Source organism: Micromonospora sp. WMMD710, assembly GCF_029626045.1.
Lineage (GTDB): Bacteria > Actinomycetota > Actinomycetes > Mycobacteriales > Micromonosporaceae > Micromonospora.
Genome location: NZ_JARUBD010000001.1, coordinates 2,568,986 through 2,585,915, shown reverse-complemented (window position 1 = coordinate 2,585,915; position 16,930 = coordinate 2,568,986). Strand labels below are relative to the sequence as shown.

The window sequence follows — 16,930 nt, the reverse complement described above, 5'->3', positions numbered from 1 at the left end:
GTGTCCGTCTCGTGGTCTACGGTCGTGCGGTGACCGCGCCACCCCTCGACCCGCCCGAGGCCGCTGCGCCAGCCGTGGTCGACGGCGCTCCCTCCGCCGGGTTCACCGTGCGGCTGGCCAACTTCACCGGCCCGTTCGACCTGCTGCTGCAACTGATCGGCAAGCACAAGCTGGACGTGACCGAGGTTGCCCTGCACACGGTCACCGACGAGTTCATCGCCTACATCCGCGCCATGGGCGACGACTGGGACCTCGACGAGGCCAGCGAGTTCCTGCTGATCGCCGCGACCCTGCTGGACCTGAAGGCCGCGCGGCTGCTGCCCGCCGCCGACGTGGAGGACGAGGAGGACCTCGCCCTGCTGGAGGCCCGGGACCTGCTCTTCGCCCGGCTGTTGCAGTACAAGGCGTACAAGGAGGCGGCGGCGCACATCGCCGAGCTGGAGTCGGTCGGCGGTCGCCGGTATCCGCGGGCCGTCAGCCTGGAACCCCGCTACGCCGAGGCGCTGCCCGACCTGGTCCTCGGCATCGGCCCGCAGCGGCTGTTGAAGCTGGCCGTGCGGGCGATGACCCCGAAGCCGATACCCGAGGTCTCCGTCGCCCACGTGCACATGGTCCGGGTCAGTGTCCGGGAGCACGCGGAGATCCTCGCCACCCGGCTGCGCCGCGCCGGTACGGCCACGTTCTCGCTGCTCTGCGCCGACTGCGAGGCCACCCTCGAGGTGGTGGCCCGGTTCCTGGCGCTGCTGGAGCTGTACCGGGAGGGTCTGGTCGCCTTCGTGCAGGAGCAGGCCCTGGAGGAGCTGACGGTGCGCTGGACCGGCCCGGTCGACGGTGACACCGAACTGCACGTCGACGAGTACGCCGGCACCCCGGCCGACCCGGAGCCGGTGTCGGTCGCGCCGGAGCCGGTGGGGGAGCCCGGTGGACCGGACGGGACGGGACCGACGGAGAGTGAACGCGATGAGTGACGAGCAACGCCCGGACTCGCTGGCCGATCAGGCCGCAGCCTGGGTCCCCCCGTGGGAACGCCCCCGCCCCCCGGCCCCGGAACCCGACAACACCCCCACCGCCCCGCCGAACGTCCCCGACTTGCCGGCTCCGGAGGACCTTGACGCTGCCGAGCCGGGCGAGAAGGAGGCGGACACGGGGGAGGCGGGTCGCGCTGCGGACGTACCCTCTCGGTCGGTTGGGGGGCGGCGGCGGGTGACGGCCGCGCCGGAGCCGGCGCCGGAGCCGTCCGACGCCGAGCTGCGCGGCGCGCTGGAGGCCATCCTGCTGGTGGTCGACGAGCCGGTCAGCGAGCTCGTCCTGGCCCAGGTGCTGGAGCAGCCGGCCGAGCGGATCGGGCCGATTCTCGACGAGATTGCCGCCGGCTACACGGCCACCGGGCACGGGTTCGAGCTGCGCCGGGCGGCCGGCGGTTGGCGGCTGTACACCCGGCCGGAATACGCTACGTACGTCGAGCGGTTCGTGTTGGACGGGCAGTCCGTCCGGCTGACCCAGGCGGCGTTGGAGACTCTCGCCGTGGTCGCGTACAAGCAGCCGGTGACGCGTTCGCGTATCTCAGCCATCCGGGGTGTGAACTGCGACGGGGTCATCCGTACGCTGGTGACTCGCGGCCTGGTCGAGGAGTGCGGCACCGAAACGGACAGCGGGGCGTTCCTCTACCGGACGACCACGCTGTTCCTGGAGAAGCTCGGGCTCAACACCGTCGACGAACTGCCGCCGCTCGCCCCTTTCCTGCCCGACGACGTAGAAGAGCTTGCTGATGCGACCCGATAACCGATCCCCGAAACCCGACGCTCCCGTCTTCGAGGGGGCAGAACGCCTGCAGAAGGTGCTCGCCGCCGCCGGCGTGGGTTCCCGGCGCGCCTGCGAGGACCTGATCTTCCGCCGCCGGGTCACCGTGGACGGGCGCGTCGCCAAGCTCGGCGACAAGGTCGATCCGAGCACCGCCGTGATCCACGTGGACGGGGAGCGCCTCCAGGTCGACATTCGCCTGGTCTACGTGGCGATGAACAAGCCACGCGGGGTGGTTACCTCGATGGCGGACGACAAGGGCCGCAACGAGCTTGCCGAGTTCATCGGCAACCGGGTGGAGCAGCGGGTCTACCACGTCGGGCGGCTCGACGCGGACAGCGAGGGCCTGCTGCTGCTCACCAACGACGGCACCCTCGCGCACAAGCTCATGCACCCCTCGTACGAGGTGCTGAAGACCTACCTCGCCGAGGTGGTCGGGCCGATCCCGCGCAACCTGAGCAAGCGGCTGCTGGCCGGCGTCGAGCTGGAGGACGGGCCGGTCAAGGTCGACTCGTTCAAGGTGGTGGACACCCTGGGCAAGACCGCCCAGGTGGAGCTGAGCCTGCACGAGGGGCGCAAGCACATCGTCCGGCGGCTGATGGAGGAGGTCGGACACCCGGTGACCCGGCTGGTGCGTACCTCGATCGGGCCGATCCGGCTCGGTGAACTGCGCACCGGGCGGATCCGGCGGTTGACCAACGCCGAGGTTGCCGCCCTGTTCAACGCGGTGGGTGACTGAGCCCACGGGTTCGGGGTACGGCTGCCGGTAGGCTCCGGAACGGCCGAGGCGCGGCCGTGGGGGTGGCGTGGGTCGCCTCCGGTGGCGGCGCGCGCGGGTCCGCCACGGACCCCGGGCATGATTGATGACGATGGACAACCGCTTGCGGCGCCAGCACCGGGCGATCCGTGAGGTACGGGCTGAGGAGGACACGGTGGAGGAAAACGTACGGGCCGGGCGATGTGTGGTCGCTGTGGATGGGCCGTCCGGTTCGGGTAAGTCCACCGTCTCGCGGCGGCTCGCCGCGAGCATCGGTGCGCGCTACCTGGACACCGGGGCGATGTACCGGGCGATCACGTGGGCCGTTCTGCGCTCCGGCGTGGACCTCACCGACGCCGCGTCGGTGGCGAAGGTCGCCGGCGAGGTGGACCTGCGCATCGGCACCGACCCGCAGGGGTACGCGGTGACCGCCGACGGCGTGAGCGTGGACGCGGACATCCGTGGTCCCGAGGTGACCGGTGCGGTCTCCGCCGTCGCCGCCGTGCCGGCCGTCCGCGAGCTGCTGGTCGCCCGGCAGCGCGAGATGATCGCCAACGCCGGTCGGATGGTCGTCGAGGGCCGCGACATCGGCTCGGTCGTCGCGCCGGACGCCGACCTGAAGGTCTTCCTGACCGCCTCCGAGGCGGCCCGCGCGGCCCGGCGCAGTGCCGAGGACGCCGCCGACGTGGCGGCCACGGCCGCGGACCTGGCCCGTCGGGACCGGCTCGACTCGACCCGCAAGGTCAACCCGTTGGCCCAGGCGCCGGACGCCGTCGTGCTGGACACCACCGAGCTGGGTATCGACGAGGTCGTCGCGCGGCTGCGGGACCTGCTCACCGAGCGGGGAGTGGCATGAGTAGCGATGGCGGTGGGTGGGTCGAGCTGCGTGAGCCTGACCTCGCCGTCGAGGAACCCAGCGGCCCGCAGCCGGTGGTGGCCGTGGTCGGCCGCCCCAACGTCGGCAAGTCCACACTGGTCAACCGGATCATCGGTCGCCGGCAGGCGGTCGTCGAGGACGTCCCCGGGGTGACCCGGGACCGGGTGCCGTACGACGCGCAGTGGAACGGCCGGTCGTTCACCGTGGTGGACACCGGCGGTTGGGAACCGGACGCGAAGGACCGGGCCGCGGCCATCGCGGCGCAGGCCGAGACGGCGGTGCTCACCGCCGACGTGGTGCTCTTCGTGGTCGACTCGATGGTCGGCTCCACCGACGTCGACGAGGCCGCGGTGAAGATGCTGCGGCGCAGCGCCAAACCGGTGATTCTGGTGGCGAACAAGGCCGACAACACCTCCATCGAGATGGAGGCCACCTCGCTGTGGTCGCTCGGCCTCGGCGAGCCGTTCCCGGTGTCCGCCCTGCACGGGCGGGGCTCCGGCGACCTGCTGGACGCCATCCTCGCGGCGCTGCCGGAAGCCCCGGCGATCGTGGAGAACCGGCCACGCGGGCCCCGCCGGGTGGCGCTGGTCGGCCGGCCGAACGTGGGCAAGTCCAGCCTGCTCAACCGGTTCTCCGGTGAGGAGCGGGCAGTCGTCGACTCGGTTGCCGGCACCACAGTGGACCCGGTCGACAGCCTCGTCGAGATCGGCGGCCAGACCTGGCAACTGGTGGACACGGCCGGCCTGCGCAAGCGGGTCGGCAAGGCCAGCGGCACCGAGTACTACGCCAGCCTGCGCACCGCCGGCGCCATCGAGGCCGCCGAGGTGGCCGTGGTGCTGCTGGACGCCAGCGAGCCGATCAGCGAGCAGGACCAGCGGATCCTGACCATGGTGACCGAGGCCGGACGTGCGCTGGTCATCGCGTTCAACAAGTGGGACCTGGTCGACGCGGACCGCCGCTACTACCTCGACAAGGAGATCGACCGGGAGTTGCGCCGCATCCCCTGGGCGATCCGGCTCAACCTGTCGGCCATGACCGGCCGCGCGGTGGACAAGCTGGCCCCGGCCCTCAACAAGGCCCTGGCCAGTTGGGAAACCCGGGTGCCGACCGCGCAGCTCAACCAGTGGCTCACCGCGCTCGTACAGGCCACCCCGCACCCGGTGCGCGGTGGGCGTGCGCCGCGGATCCTGTTCGCCACCCAGGCCGGGGTGGCGCCGCCGCGGTTCGTGCTCTTCACCACCGGGCCGCTGGATGCCGGCTACCAGCGCTTCGTCGAGCGCAAGCTCCGCGAGGAATTCGGGTACGAGGGCAGCCCCATCGAGATCTCCGTCCGCCCGCGCAAGAAGCTCGGCCCCGGTGGCCGAGGCAAAGCGCACGGCTGACCCACCCGTACCGACCGACGAGCCGGATGGGCCGTCCCTGGCCCATCCGGCTCGTCACTACCCCACCCTCCTAGGACGCTCTAGGGGTTGTGCGGTGGTTCACGGTCGCCACGGCACGGGTGGGGCCAGTGCGACCAGGACGAGGGTGCTGCGCTAAGCTGTACCGGCTGTCGCGGGGGAAACCTCGCGGGGGCGGGACGTGGCGCAGCTTGGTAGCGCACTTGACTGGGGGTCAAGGGGTCGTCGGTTCGAATCCGGCCGTCCCGACGCAGGTCAGAGGGCTGATCCGGATATCGGGTCGGCCCTTTCGCCGTTCTGGGGACCAAGATCATTAAAGTTGGAGCTGGCTGGCGCTGCTTAGCCGACGGTCAAGTCTCAAGTGTCCAGCCGGGATGGCTGCCGAATCGTTCGCTTTCTGGATCGAGGCGGCCCGCAAGCGGGCCGCGCCGGCCGGCCTGTCGTGAATCAGGGCAGAGTCAGACGGTAGACCTGTCGAGATCCACCTTCCGGACCCGGATCCGCAGCCTCCGAAGCAGTGAAGCCGAGGCGCTCGTAGAAGACGCGGGCGCCACTGACGTAAGCACCCGATGCGAAACGCCATGCCCTGAAACCGATCTTGTGCAATTTCTAAGCTGCCAGCGTCCCGGGGGCCAAGTGGGACCACACGGCCTGCGCGTGTCAACGCCGGCTGAAGGTTGGATCCAGTTTTCAGGCGGAGCCGACACGAGGCAATTATTCGCCTGCACTTCAACACCGGAGCGCGGCGGCCGGAGGCTGGCGGCCAACGGCATCAAGATTCGCCTGAAGCGGCTGGGCCTCGCCGCTGGCGTCGCGAACGCGCACGCCCACCGCTGGCGGCACAACTTCGCCCGCGAGTAGAAGCGTGCCGGCGGGAACACCGGTGACCTGATGCTGCAGTTCGGCGGGACCTCGGAGGACATGCCCCGGCACTACGGCGCGGATCTGTCGTGTTGAGTGTGTTCGTGGGGCCCCGTAAAGGCAGACTGTCGTCATGGCGGTATGGTCTCGCCCCCAGGTGGTTGCGAGACGGTGTGGCGTGAGCGGAGCGTTTGAAATCGAGGCGACGCAGATGGGTCTGCGCCGGTACTGGCTGGCCCGGGGCGAGTTGAACGGCGGGCGTTTCGGGGTAGCGGATGGCAACCTCGATGTCAGGTTCGCTCAGGCGCGGATGGTTGGTGTCGACTTCTCCGGGCTGAAGTTTTCCAGCTTCCTAGCGCATGACTCGGTGTTCGAGCGGTGCGACTTTTCCCGGACCGCGTTCGACGACGTCTTGTTCGGCGCTACCGGCTATGGCCCCGAGCGGTGGGACGAGCTGAGCTGGCCGGAGACGGTGTTCCGGGAGTGCCTCTTCGCTCGCACCCGCATCCCTCCGGAGGCCTACTTCGGCAACGTCCGATTCGAGCGCTGCGTGTTCGACAGCGCTCGCCTGCGCGACTTGACCTCAACACACAATGCACAGTTCGTCGGATGCGTCTTCCGCGGCAAGATCCAGGACGTCAACTTCTGGGGTACGACCACCGAGCGCAACGCGGCGCTCGGTCGAGACCGCAACGCCTTCAGCGACAACGACTTCACCGGCGCGGAACTGCTCGGTGTCGCGTTCCGGCACATCGATCTTGACACCCAGAGAATTCCGGGTCTGCCCAAATTAAGCCGTCCTGCATCGGTTTGACCAGCGCGTGGAGGCCGCGCTGGCCGCCATGGCTGACTAGCCGGACGACGAGACCAAGACCAACGCGGCGTGGTCCCTCCGATTCGGGGCCGACTGGGCGATCAAGTACAACCACGATCATTGCCCCCTGCCGAGCGCGCCAGATCCCACAGCTGGACATACCGATTGGCTTCGTGCTCGATCCAGAAGCTCATCCTCGGCGTATTCGCCCAACCGCTCGTTGGTCACGCCAGCCGACGCCTGGTGACCTCCAGCGGCACCCGCGTCAGCCCCGGCCCTTCCGCCGGCTCACGGAGTGCCACCCCAGCCGTTCGGACGGGGTGCAGCTTGGGGGATCTCACGGGTTTGCGGCGGTCGACGTCGGCCGATCGTCAGCCTTGCGGGCTATGAGCGCTTCGATGCCGTCGAGCAGCAGGCGGAGGCCGAAGGTGAAGTCGGCGTCGTCGATCCAGACCTCGGCCGCGCCGAAGGCGTTGGCCCGAACGGCGTCGGCGAGCGCCGGGAACTCGGCGGGGTCGAGCACAGCGCCGAGGATCTCGCCGTACTCGACCAGCCCGCCGACCTCCTCGCTCACGGTGCCGGTGGTCGCGGTCATCGCGTGGGTCAGGGCCGCCTGACGCGAGGCGTACCCGGTCAGGGTTGTGGTGATGTTGATGCCCTCGGCGTGGCTGAGGCCGGTGCTCTCGAGCGCGGCGAGGGCCCGGTCGAGCCAGCGCAGCGTGCGCGGGCCGAGCGGCGGGGCGTGCTGGCCGAGCGTCAGCAGCCAGGGCCGCTGGAGGAGGAAGTCGCGGTTGGCCCTCGTCCACCCGGTCAGGTAGGGCCGCCAGGCCCGGCCGTTGATCGGGGGCGGCTCGGGGGTCGCCGCGTCGGCCATCACGACGAGCAGTTCCTCTTTGCTGCCGACGTAGCGGTACAGCGACATGGTCGCCACCCCGAGCTCCGAGGCGAGACTGCTCATCGTCACACCCTCCAGGCCGTCACGGTCGGCCAGCCGCACCGCGGCACCGACAACGGTGTCCAGCTCGAGGCCGGGTCGGGGGCCACGCCTGGAGGGGATCTCGCGCCCCCACAACCGGGCCACGACGGGTGGGAGCCTGCGTTCCACGTCCCTGACCTTTCCCCTAAGTCGGCCGCCCGGTCTTGTCCTCAACGCTCCGACCAGAAACTCTGTATTGCATACAGTGTACGCGATACAGAGTTTTTGGAGGTACGGGTATGACAAGACGTGTCCTGGACGTGGACGCTGTTCGAGGCTTCGCACTTCTCGGCATCTTCGCGGTCAACGTCACCTTCATGGCGTCGGGCTTTCCCGGAAATCTGGTGACCGATCCCCGCTTCAGCTCGGCTCTGGACGACCTGGTCCGCGCGCTGTCCTCAGTGTTCATCGACATGAAGTTCTATGTGCTGTTCTCGTTCCTCTTCGGCTACAGCTTCACGCTGCAAATGGCCGCGGCCGGCCGGGCCGGCGCATCCTTCACGGCCCGCATGCTGCGCCGGATCGGCGGCTTGTTCATCATCGGCGCGCTCCATACGGTTCTGCTCTACGGCGGCGACGTCCTTATGACGTACGCGGTGGCCTGCGTCGGCCTGCTGCTGCTCAGGAAGACCAGGGACCGTACGGCGATCGGCGTCGCCGTCGGCCTCTATATGATCGTGCTGGCCGGTCTGGTCGCTGGCGCGTTCCTGATCGACCGGACGGCGTATTTTCCCAGCGAGGCGCAGGCGCTGGTCAACGGCGAGGCGGCCACCAGGGCGCTTCTCGGCGGCTGGGCCTCGAACATCGGCGAGCACCTGGCCGGCCTGCCGCTGCTGATCTTGCAGGCGGTCACCCTGCAGGGCCCGACCGCCCTGGCGCTGTTCCTGCTCGGCATGGTCGCCGGCCGCCGGCAATGGCTTGCCCGGATCACCGGCAGCGAACCTGTCCTCCGCCGCCTCCAGCGAATCGGCTTTCCGATCGGCCTACTCGGCGCCCTCGTCTACACCACAGCCGGCGGCAACGACAACTCCCTCGGCGTCGCCGCCAGCGTGGCGACTGCCCCACTGCTCACCGCGGCGTACGTGGCAACGCTGCTGCGACTCATGCACAGCCGCCGGACGAGCCTCATCAGGTCCGCGCTCGCCCCCGCTGGCCGGATGTCGCTGAGCAACTACATCGGCCAGTCCCTGATCGGCCTGATCGCCTTCTCCGGCATCGGGTTCGGGCTGGCCGGCTCGCTCTCGCCACTGGAGCTGTTCGCCTTCGTCGCGGCGGCCTTCACCGGGCAGCTGGTGTTGAGCGCGCTCTGGCTACGCCGGCTGCGATACGGACCGCTGGAATGGGCGCTACGGTGGCTCACCATCGGTCAGCGCCCGACGCTCGTGGCGCCCCCGGACGGGCGGCCCCTGCCGAAGGGGCGACACATGCGAGTGTGACCTCCCCTCCAGGATGTCCGCCGCGGTTACGGCCAGGCCGTGGCGGACGGCCGGCGGTTTCCGGGCACCGGCAGGGTCACGCGGAGTTGCGCCAGGTGCGGCCGTGCCGGCCGATGAGCCGGTCGGCGTCGGTGGGGCCCCAGGAGGCGGCCTCGTAGGTGGGGATCGGCGAGTTGTCCTTCGCCCAGTTGTCGATGATCGGGTCGACGATCCGCCAGCACTGCTGCACCTCGTCGCTGCGGATGAACAGCGACGCGTCACCGATCAGCGCGTCCAGGAGCAGACGCTCGTACGCCTCCGGGGACTCCTCGACGAACGTCTGGTCGTAGGAGAACTCCATCGTGGCGGTGCGGACTCGGAAGGAGTGGCCCGGCACTTTGGCACCGAAGCGCAGCGAGATGCCCTCGTTGGGCTGGATCCGCAGGATCAGCGCGTCAGCATCGAGGCCGGTGAGCTGATCGGTCGGGATCGGCAGGTGCGGCGGCCGCTGGAACTGTAGTGCCACCTCGGTGAGCCGGGCCGGGAGGCGCTTGCCGGTGCGTACGTAGAACGGCACTCCGGCCCAGCGCCAGTTGTCCACGTTGAGCCGCATAGCGGCGTAGGTCTCGGTGCGCGACAGGGGGTCGACGCCGGGCTCCTCGCGGTAGCCGGCCATCAGCTCCTCGCGGGTACCGCCCCGGGTGTACTGTCCCCGGACCGCGGCCTCGGCGATGTCCCGGTCGGTGGGGAGCCGGATCGCCTGCAGCAACTTCACCTTCTCGTTGCGCAGGCCCTCAGCCTCGAACGAGGCCGGTGGCTCCATCAGTGCCAGCGCGAGGACCTGGAGCACATGGTTCTGCACGATGTCCCGCATCGCCCCGGCATCCTCGTAGAAGCCGCCGCGGCTGCCGACGCCGAGGGTCTCGGCGACGGTGATCTGCACGTGGTCGACCCACGAGCGATCCCAGATGGGCTGGAAGATCGAGTTGGCGAAGCGCAGCGCCAGCACGTTCTGGACGGTGTCCTTGCCCAGGTAGTGATCGATACGAAAGACCTGGTGCTCGTCGAACGCGCTGTGCACGACGCCGTCGAGCTCGCGGGCCGTGACCAGGTCGCGTCCGTACGGCTTCTCGATGACCAGGCGGGAGAAGGAGCCGTCGCGTGGTTGGTTGAGCCCGACACCGGCCAGTCCGTTGATCACCGGCTCGAAGGCTCCGGCCGGGGTGGACAAATAGAAGAGCCGATTGCCGGACGTGCCCCGCCGTGCGTCCAGCTCGTCGAGGGTCTCCACGAGCCGCTTGTAGGTCTCCGGGTCGTCGTAGCCGCCGGCCACGTATCGCACGCCGCCCTGGAGTTGGCGCTTACTGGCGAGGGTGCGTTCGCCGAGGGCGCTCTCGGCGAACTGCTCGTCGGTCATCGGCGTGCGCGCGACGCCGACCAGCGCGAACTGGTCCGGCAGCCGCTCATGCCGAGCCAGGCTCTCGACTGCGGGCAGCAGCTTACGCCGGGTCAGGTCACCGGAGGCACCGAAGATCACCAGCGTGGCCGGCGGGGCACTCCGCTCCTGGATGAGCTGAGACGCGTGGTCCATGGTCTGCGTTCCTCCGGGCACAAAGAGGGGGTGGGGGTGACGTGCTGTCATGCCAGGAATCGTGCGGCTGTGGCGGTGGTGACCGGGGGCCACGCGGCGTGGGCCCGTCGGTCGCCGAACTTGAGCGTCGCATGCCGGGCTGATGGGTGGGCGACCAGGTGGCGACTCGGTGCGGGCAGTGCCACCGCGTCACAGCCTGGCAACCGCGACCCCGGTCGCCTGGGCGATGAGGGCGTTGTCGTATTCGGCGTCGTTCTCATCGCGGCTGGACGGGACCGAATCTCTGCGGGTCTGCTCGTCATGCCGTCTCGGGCCCCGCGCTTGCGTCGGTGCCGGGCGGGACATGTCGTATCGCGTCCTCCATGTGTTCGAGCGCGGCGATCACGACGGTGTCGACGCCGGTGCCTGTGTGGGCGACGATGCGCCGGCCGACCCGGACCGCCTCGTCGGGGCTCGTCGCCTCGAACAGCAGCGGCACCAGGGCGCGCACCGCTGCGCACCTGCCGCCAATGTCCTCCAGCAGCCGAGGGTGCCGGTTGACGAGCCGGGCGAGGCGGTGGTCGACCACCGCATCGAGCATGGGCACCGCCCGCCGCTGCAGCGCGGCCCGTAGCTGAGCCCGACCGTCCGGCCGCCGCAGCAGGTCGGCGGGGTCAGCGCCGGCGCTGAACTCGGCCGCGCGCAGCGGGCCGGGCATGCGTTGCTGCCGGAGTAGCTGCCAGGCGCGGTCCACCGCCTTACGGCCGGCCGGGTCGCCATCGAATGCCGCCACGACGCCCCGCCCGGCGCCGGGTAGCTCCCGTAGGATCGCGGCTTGGGTGTCGGTCAGCGCAGTGCCGCAGGGCGCGAGGGCGACCGCGCCGGAGCGGCCCGACCGGGAGTACGACAGCCACACCGCAAGAACGTCAGCGGGCCCCTCGACAAGGACCGGCACCCACCGTGCGTCGAGGCGCTCCTGCTGCTCCGCGACACCGAACAACAGTCGCCCCTTGGTGTAGATCGCGGTGTCCGGGCTGTTGATGTACTTCGGCACACCGTTCGCGGAGCCAGGGCCCGCGCGACCGAGGAACGCCACCGCATGTCCGACCTCGTCGCGCACCGGGAACATGATCCGGTCCCGGAACATGTCGATCAGTCGATCCGGATGCCGCCGGCTGTGCGTCGACAAGCCCGCACCGACCAACTCCTCCGCCGTGAAACCGGTGGCGATCAGGTGGCGCGTCAGGGAACTCCACTCTGGTGGGGCGTACCCAACCCGCCAGGGCCACTCCCGCTGAACAACAACACCGAGGCCGCGTCCGGCGAGGTAGGCGCGGGGACCGCCCGCGTGTTCGAGCTGGGCACGGTAGTACGTCACCGCGGCCTCGGCGGCTGCCAGCAGCCGCGCGGGCTCGAGCCCGGTGCCGCGTACCGGGAACGTCGGTTGGTTGAGCCGAGGTGCGCCCATCGCCTACCTCCGATGTCCACGCTAGCTCCAGCCCGCCCGCCCCCGCCAGGTGACCGTCCCGATCCACGGTGGACTGTCGATCGCGCGACGGCGGAGCCCAGCAGCCCTGGCGTGCTACTTCTGCACGCGGCCGTGCTGCGGACCGAGTTGGCTGATCTCGTACCCGTCGGGGTAGCTCTTGGTGGTGATCCCGTCGGTGAACAACGCCGTCGTCCGTGGCGCTCCGAAGCACCGCTGCAGCCGCGAGCGCGTCTTCAGCACCAGGTGCAGGCCAGCCCGAACCGGCCACGCCGGCGTGTCGACCCGCATCGCGCGCCGCAGCGGCGTGTCGTACATGGCGCTGACCAGCGCGTTCCCCAGCGGTGCGAGCAGCCCGGGGATCCGGGTGAGCATCAGCATCCGGGTGGCCCGCTCGATGGCCGCCGCGTCCTCGTTGGGCCGCAGGTGGGCCGCGTCGTAGGCGTCGAACCAGGTCTCGAATTCGTCGTACGACCCGAGGATGTCCGTGATGCCCATCCTCCGGCCCAGCTCTCGGTAGAACAGGTACGTGGCGTGACGTTCGTGGCAGCAGGGCGGGCGCCAGCCGTACTCCTGCAACCACCGCGTCGGGATGACCACCAGGCAGCTGAGGACGTAGAGGAAGTCGTCGTTGCTGATGTCGAATGGGCGGTGGATCTGGTTGACGCGCCGCAACGCGTCGCGGCCCCGGGGCTGGTCGAAGCCGTTGAGCACCATCTCGTACATCAGGAGGCCGGTGTCGTCGATGCGCTTCTGGGTGCGGTCGGTCAGCTCGCCGGTGGCCGTGTGCACCGCGGCGATGGCGGGGATGGAGAAGGACCGGTTGAAGGCGAGGTTGAGCCCGAGCTTCATGTCCCACGGGAACTCGTAGCGCAGCATGGTCTGGTAGATGTCCAGGTAGTCGCGCTCCGGGTCCAACGTTCGGGTCCGGGTCAGGTTCCGGTGGCGGCCTCTCATCGGCGGGCGTCTCCAGTCGTGGGGTGCGAGGCCCCGTCGGGACAACCATGAAACCACGCGACCAGCAGGCCGCCGGGGTCGCAGTAATGGATCAGTGCGTTGCAATCGCCAGAGCGTCCTGGATGCCGCCTACGAGATCCTGGCCGCCGAGGGTCTCGGCGTACCCATCGACGAGATCGCCCGCCGCGCGGGCGTCGGCGCCGGCACCGTGTACCGGCACTTCCCGACCAAGGAGTCGCTCATCGAGGCAGTGGTGCTCGACCGCAGGACTCGGCGGCATCCTCGCCGCCCTCGGCGTCAGCCCGCACGACCTGGCCACCGACGACGTCCCGTGTGTCGCCTCACCGGGAACACCACGCCTGCTCGTACCGGTCAGATCGCTGCCGAACCTGCTCGCCATGCGGCCCGACCTACGTCGACTCGCAGCCGAATGCCGCCGTCTCGGCTATCTCGGCTGCTTCGTCTACCACCTCGGCCCGATCGGCGGCGCAGCGACCGCGCGCATGTTCGCACCAGCGATCGGCGTCGACGAGGACGTCGTCAACGCCAACAGCACGGGATGCCTCGCCGCGCACCTGTTCGCGAGCCGCGGCCAGAGCAGGATCGACGTCGAGCAAGGACACACCGCCGGCCGCCCCTCGTCGGTCTTCGCCACCGCCTCCGCCACCCCGGAAGGCATCTCCGCCAGGGTTGGCGGGATGGCGACCATCCGATCCGGTCCCGACGGCACGGCAGGCGGGGAAGCGTCGTAGGTCACCTGCTGCCGTCCTCCCACGTCGATTCCGCGGCCAGCGCCAGACCATCTTGCCGAAGCTCGGCAACGGGCCCGCCTCCATGGCGATCATCGACGTCTCTCGCTACGATCCGATATCGGAATATCACTGAGCGTTGATGCGTGACTCTTCGCAAGCCCTGGCCGCTGGCAATCCGGCACCGTAGCGACCGTGGTGCCGGCCTGAGGATCACGCCGTCTCGACGAAGGGAATCCGGATGACGGAGAGCGCGCAGACCGCCGACAGCCGAGTCGTTCCGCCCGCGCGGCCGTACCCGTTCAGTGTGCCCGACCGCCTCGTCGTCGATCCGACCTATGGCGAGCTGCGCGAGAACGAGCCGATGACCCGGGTGAAGCTCCCCTACGGCGAGGAGGCGTGGCTCGCCACCCGGTACGAGGACGTCCGCACGGTCCTCGGCGACGTGCGGTTCGGCCGCGCCCCGGCCGTCCAGCGCGACGAGCCCAGGCTCACCCCGCGCCAGCAGTACAGCGGCATGCTGACCATGGACCCGCCCGATCACACCCGGCTGCGCCGGCTGGTGGCGAAGGCGTTCACGGCACGGCGGGTGGGGGCGCTGCGACCCCGAGCCCAGGAGATCGCCGACGCACTGGTCGACGACATGGTCCGGATCGGTCCTCCGGCCGACCTGGTGGAGCACGTTGCCACGCCGCTGCCGATCCAGGTGATCTGCGAGCTGCTCGGAGTCCCGTACGCCGACCGCGACCGCTTCCACCTCTGGTCCGAGGCGATCGTCTCGACCACCTCGCTGCCGCCGGAAACGATCCAGGAGTACCTGAACAATCTCTGGGGCTACATCGGTGATCTGGTCGCCGAGCGCCGCCGCGAGCCGGGTATCGACGACCTGCTCGGCGCGTTGGTGCGGGCCCGCGACGAGAATCAGGATCGGCTCAGCGAGACCGAGTTGGTGGAGTTGGCCGCAGGGCTGCTCGCGGCCGGCCACGAGACCACGGTGACCCAGATCCCCAACTTCGTCTACGTCCTGCTGAACAATCCGGACCAGCTCGCACGGCTGCGGGCCGACCCGTCGCTGGTGCCGGCCGCCGTCGAGGAACTGTTGCGGTACGTGCCGCTCGGCGTCGGCTCCTCCTTCGCCCGGTACGCCAAGGAGGACGTCGAGGTCGGCGGGGTGCTGGTCCGGGCAGGTGAGCCGGTTCTGGGCTCCCTGTCGTCGGCGAATCGGGACGGTACCGTCTTCGCCGACCCGGACCGGCTGGATCTCGGCCGCGAGCAGAACCCGCACCTGGGCTTCGGGCACGGCGTCCACCACTGTGTCGGCGCGCAACTGGCCCGGATGGAGTTGCAGGTCGCCGTCGCCACCCTCGTGACTCGCCTGCCCGGACTGCGGCTCGCCGTGCCGGAGGCCGAGCTGCAGTGGAAGCGCGGCATGTTGGTGCGGGGTCTGCTCGGCATGCCGGTGGCCTGGTGAGTACCGCCTGGCGGATCGGGGTGGACTCGCGCCGCTGCATCGGCACGAGCATCTGCGCCGGTACCGCGCCCGAGCACTTCCGCCTGGTCGACGGCCTGTCCGCGCCGCTGGCCGACGTCGTCGCCCCGGCCGAGGTCATCATCGACGCCGCCGACTCCTGCCCGGTGGAAGCGATCACGGTCCGCGACGCCGCCGACGACCGGCTGATCGCCCCGGAGGAGTGACCCGACACGCAGCGCGGCCGTCTGCGCACGGCCCAGTGCCGAAGGAGTGACCGACACCGCGCCCGGCCGCCGGCGCACGGTCCGGTGTCAGTCGCCGAGATGCTGGATCAGGAACTCGCCGGCGTCCGTGAAGGCCTTGGCCTGGTTGTCGCGGCGGAGCAGGCATTGGCCTTCGTCCGGGAAGACCTCGTACCGTCAGCGCCCGGTAGGCACGATGTTTGAGGAGTGCCCGTTCTGCTCGTCGCGCTTCAGGCGCTTCGCAGTCTGCTTCTCCTTGATCGTCTTACCCTTCTTCTTGACGTTCGCCTTGGTCGTCGAGTCCTTGGACATGATCGAACCTCCTGGAACAGGTCGGTGAACGTGCAGCGTGGTACTCGCCTGATCGCGGCGTGCAGGTGACGGAAGGCCCGCGGCTGGCGGGCAGTCTTCCACTGCATGCCGACCCTACGCTGTTCCAGCTCTTACCGGCGGTGGGAAGTGCACCGCCGGTCGCGGGGCGATATTTCGTGTCGCCCTACCGGAACGACATCCATTCCTCTGATCCGTCAGCCGCCCGGGCAGCGGTTGTCCCCGCCACTGTGTTCCACGCAGTGCCCGGGCGGGCCGGGCGTCGGTGCCGGTGCCGAATCGAGGTCCCAGCCGGAGAGGACGGCGATCGGTACGGCGGGCACGGCGATCACGACGGTCAGCACCAGGAAGACGACGGCGGTGCGTTTCAGCCGTAGCCGGTACGCGACGAGCGCGATGACGGCCGGCCCGGCGGTCGCCACCAGCCCGACGACCAGCAGAGCATGTCTCACCCGACGTTGGAGGTCCTCGACCTCGCCGGTCTGGCCGTCGTAGCTGACACTCCACTGCTCCAGGCTGATACCCACCACCGACACAGCCGCCGCGATCAGCCCACAGATCCACACCAGGACCAGGAATCCCACAAGCGGGCCGCCCCGTCGACCGACCGCTTCCGACGTCATGCGGTCCAGCCTCGACGGCTGCACCCCGCCCGGGCATGAGTCGAGGTACTCAGGTTTGCGCGGCGAGGACGCGGGGGCGCTCCACCCGGTCGCACGGGTTGCCGCCGGGGGTGAGGACGAGGGGCTACGCGATGTCGAAGCCATGTGTACGAGGGTTGTTCCGGTGGCGGACCGCTCAGCCAGCTCCATCGGGTAGCCCCACCCTCACAGCGAGGACGTCAGCCCATCCGGCACCATATCTCGTCACGTACCAGCGGAACGAACGCCGAACGGCCCCCGTCATCCACGGCCACCACCATGCGGATACGCCCCTCGCCCTCGTCGAGGGCGTAGCTGACCACGCTGTACCGCTTGCCGTCCTCGCCAAGCACCTGGCGTACGTCCTTGTCGTCGAGCATCGCGCGCCACTCGTCGTGGCTGACGCGTTGCCACTCCGCCAGACGTGCGTCGGCGAGCCGCGCTGCTGTCTCCGTATTCAGCCCCACGTACTCAAGCCTCTCACCCGGACGACGCCCGCCCCACGAACGTCATCGGGCGGTGGACGCCGGTCCGGTCGGTGGCATGCCGCGAGGGTCGAACCGAACGAGAAGACGACCAGGGGC

The 16,930-nt window shown here is 69.8% G+C and carries 17 protein-coding genes, 1 tRNA gene and 1 pseudogene; 12 read left to right on the top strand and 7 right to left on the bottom strand.

Annotation, left to right across the window (positions count from 1 at the left end; translation table 11 throughout):
• Window positions 1-29: 29 nt before the first annotated feature.
• The 7 genes from O7620_RS11865 to O7620_RS11835 all read left to right on the top strand — a co-directional run bounded on the left by O7620_RS11865 (window position 30) and on the right by O7620_RS11835 (window position 6,509).
• Window positions 30-968: a segregation/condensation protein A gene (locus O7620_RS11865; protein WP_278123081.1), complete on the top strand. Its 939-nt coding sequence runs from the start codon at window positions 30-32 to the stop codon at window positions 966-968.
• The gene (gene scpB / locus O7620_RS11860) at window positions 961-1,782 is read left to right on the top strand and encodes an SMC-Scp complex subunit ScpB (RefSeq protein ID WP_278123080.1); all 822 of its coding nucleotides are present in this window, start codon (window positions 961-963) and stop codon (window positions 1,780-1,782) included. Before O7620_RS11865 ends, scpB begins: the two co-directional genes overlap by 8 nt.
• On the top strand, window positions 1,769-2,539 hold the full coding sequence (locus tag O7620_RS11855) for a pseudouridine synthase (RefSeq protein ID WP_151493117.1): 771 nt from the start codon (window positions 1,769-1,771) through the stop codon (window positions 2,537-2,539). The genes scpB and O7620_RS11855 overlap by 14 nt, the downstream gene beginning before the upstream one ends.
• A gap of 193 nt (window positions 2,540-2,732) precedes the next feature.
• Window positions 2,733-3,413 (top strand): (d)CMP kinase, encoded by a 681-nt coding sequence (gene cmk / locus O7620_RS11850; RefSeq protein WP_278126965.1) that lies wholly within the window; start codon window positions 2,733-2,735, stop codon window positions 3,411-3,413.
• A complete protein-coding gene (gene der / locus O7620_RS11845) occupies window positions 3,410-4,816 on the top strand; it encodes a ribosome biogenesis GTPase Der (RefSeq protein ID WP_151493116.1) in 1,407 nt (468 codons plus the stop codon). Before cmk ends, der begins: the two co-directional genes overlap by 4 nt.
• Before the next feature lie 193 nt (window positions 4,817-5,009).
• Window positions 5,010-5,083 (top strand) — tRNA-Pro (locus O7620_RS11840).
• 790 nt (window positions 5,084-5,873) lie between these two features.
• Window positions 5,874-6,509, top strand: a complete 636-nt coding sequence (locus O7620_RS11835) for a hypothetical protein (protein WP_278123079.1) — start codon at window positions 5,874-5,876, stop codon at window positions 6,507-6,509.
• 337 nt (window positions 6,510-6,846) lie between these two features.
• Here the strand turns inward: O7620_RS11835 and O7620_RS11830 are convergent, their stop codons facing one another.
• Entirely contained in the window at window positions 6,847-7,614 is a 768-nt protein-coding gene (locus tag O7620_RS11830; RefSeq protein WP_278123078.1) for a TetR/AcrR family transcriptional regulator, read from the bottom strand.
• Window positions 7,615-7,724: 110 nt separating this feature from the next.
• On the opposite strand from O7620_RS11830, the gene O7620_RS11825 reads away from it, so the two are divergent.
• A complete protein-coding gene (locus O7620_RS11825; protein ID WP_278123077.1) occupies window positions 7,725-8,921 on the top strand; it encodes a DUF418 domain-containing protein in 1,197 nt (398 codons plus the stop codon).
• A gap of 76 nt (window positions 8,922-8,997) precedes the next feature.
• On the opposite strand, the gene zwf is transcribed toward O7620_RS11825, so the two are convergent.
• The 3 genes from zwf to O7620_RS11810 form a co-directional block, all read right to left on the bottom strand.
• Window positions 8,998-10,491: a glucose-6-phosphate dehydrogenase gene (gene zwf / locus O7620_RS11820; RefSeq protein ID WP_278123076.1), complete on the bottom strand. Its 1,494-nt coding sequence runs from the start codon at window positions 10,489-10,491 to the stop codon at window positions 8,998-9,000.
• Window positions 10,492-10,789: 298 nt separating this feature from the next.
• Window positions 10,790-11,938 carry a toprim domain-containing protein gene (locus O7620_RS11815; RefSeq protein WP_278123075.1) on the bottom strand — a complete coding sequence of 383 codons (1,149 nt, stop codon included), beginning with the start codon at window positions 11,936-11,938 and terminating at the stop codon, window positions 10,790-10,792.
• A gap of 114 nt (window positions 11,939-12,052) precedes the next feature.
• The gene (locus O7620_RS11810; RefSeq protein ID WP_278123074.1) at window positions 12,053-12,913 is read right to left on the bottom strand and encodes an oxygenase MpaB family protein; all 861 of its coding nucleotides are present in this window, start codon (window positions 12,911-12,913) and stop codon (window positions 12,053-12,055) included.
• Window positions 12,914-13,007: 94 nt separating this feature from the next.
• Between O7620_RS11810 and O7620_RS11805 the strand changes: the two are divergent.
• The 4 genes and pseudogenes from O7620_RS11805 to O7620_RS11790 all read left to right on the top strand — a co-directional run.
• Window positions 13,008-13,106, top strand: a pseudogene (locus tag O7620_RS11805) (TetR/AcrR family transcriptional regulator); the annotation flags it as partial.
• 85 nt (window positions 13,107-13,191) lie between these two features.
• Window positions 13,192-13,665, top strand: a complete 474-nt coding sequence (locus O7620_RS11800; protein ID WP_278126964.1) for a PhzF family phenazine biosynthesis protein — start codon at window positions 13,192-13,194, stop codon at window positions 13,663-13,665.
• Window positions 13,666-13,903: 238 nt separating this feature from the next.
• Window positions 13,904-15,133, top strand: coding sequence for a cytochrome P450 (locus O7620_RS11795; RefSeq protein ID WP_278123073.1), 1,230 nt, complete (start codon window positions 13,904-13,906; stop codon window positions 15,131-15,133).
• Window positions 15,130-15,357 carry a ferredoxin gene (locus O7620_RS11790; protein WP_151488985.1) on the top strand — a complete coding sequence of 76 codons (228 nt, stop codon included), beginning with the start codon at window positions 15,130-15,132 and terminating at the stop codon, window positions 15,355-15,357. Before O7620_RS11795 ends, O7620_RS11790 begins: the two co-directional genes overlap by 4 nt.
• Before the next feature lie 195 nt (window positions 15,358-15,552).
• On the opposite strand, the gene O7620_RS11785 is transcribed toward O7620_RS11790, so the two are convergent.
• The 3 genes from O7620_RS11785 to O7620_RS11775 form a co-directional block, all read right to left on the bottom strand.
• Window positions 15,553-15,687, bottom strand: a complete 135-nt coding sequence (locus O7620_RS11785; protein ID WP_255473660.1) for a hypothetical protein — start codon at window positions 15,685-15,687, stop codon at window positions 15,553-15,555.
• Window positions 15,688-15,902: 215 nt separating this feature from the next.
• Window positions 15,903-16,328 (bottom strand): hypothetical protein, encoded by a 426-nt coding sequence (locus tag O7620_RS11780; protein ID WP_278123072.1) that lies wholly within the window; start codon window positions 16,326-16,328, stop codon window positions 15,903-15,905.
• Window positions 16,329-16,546: 218 nt separating this feature from the next.
• Window positions 16,547-16,813 carry a hypothetical protein gene (locus O7620_RS11775; protein WP_278123070.1) on the bottom strand — a complete coding sequence of 89 codons (267 nt, stop codon included), beginning with the start codon at window positions 16,811-16,813 and terminating at the stop codon, window positions 16,547-16,549.
• Between the last annotated feature and the right edge of the window lie 117 nt (window positions 16,814-16,930).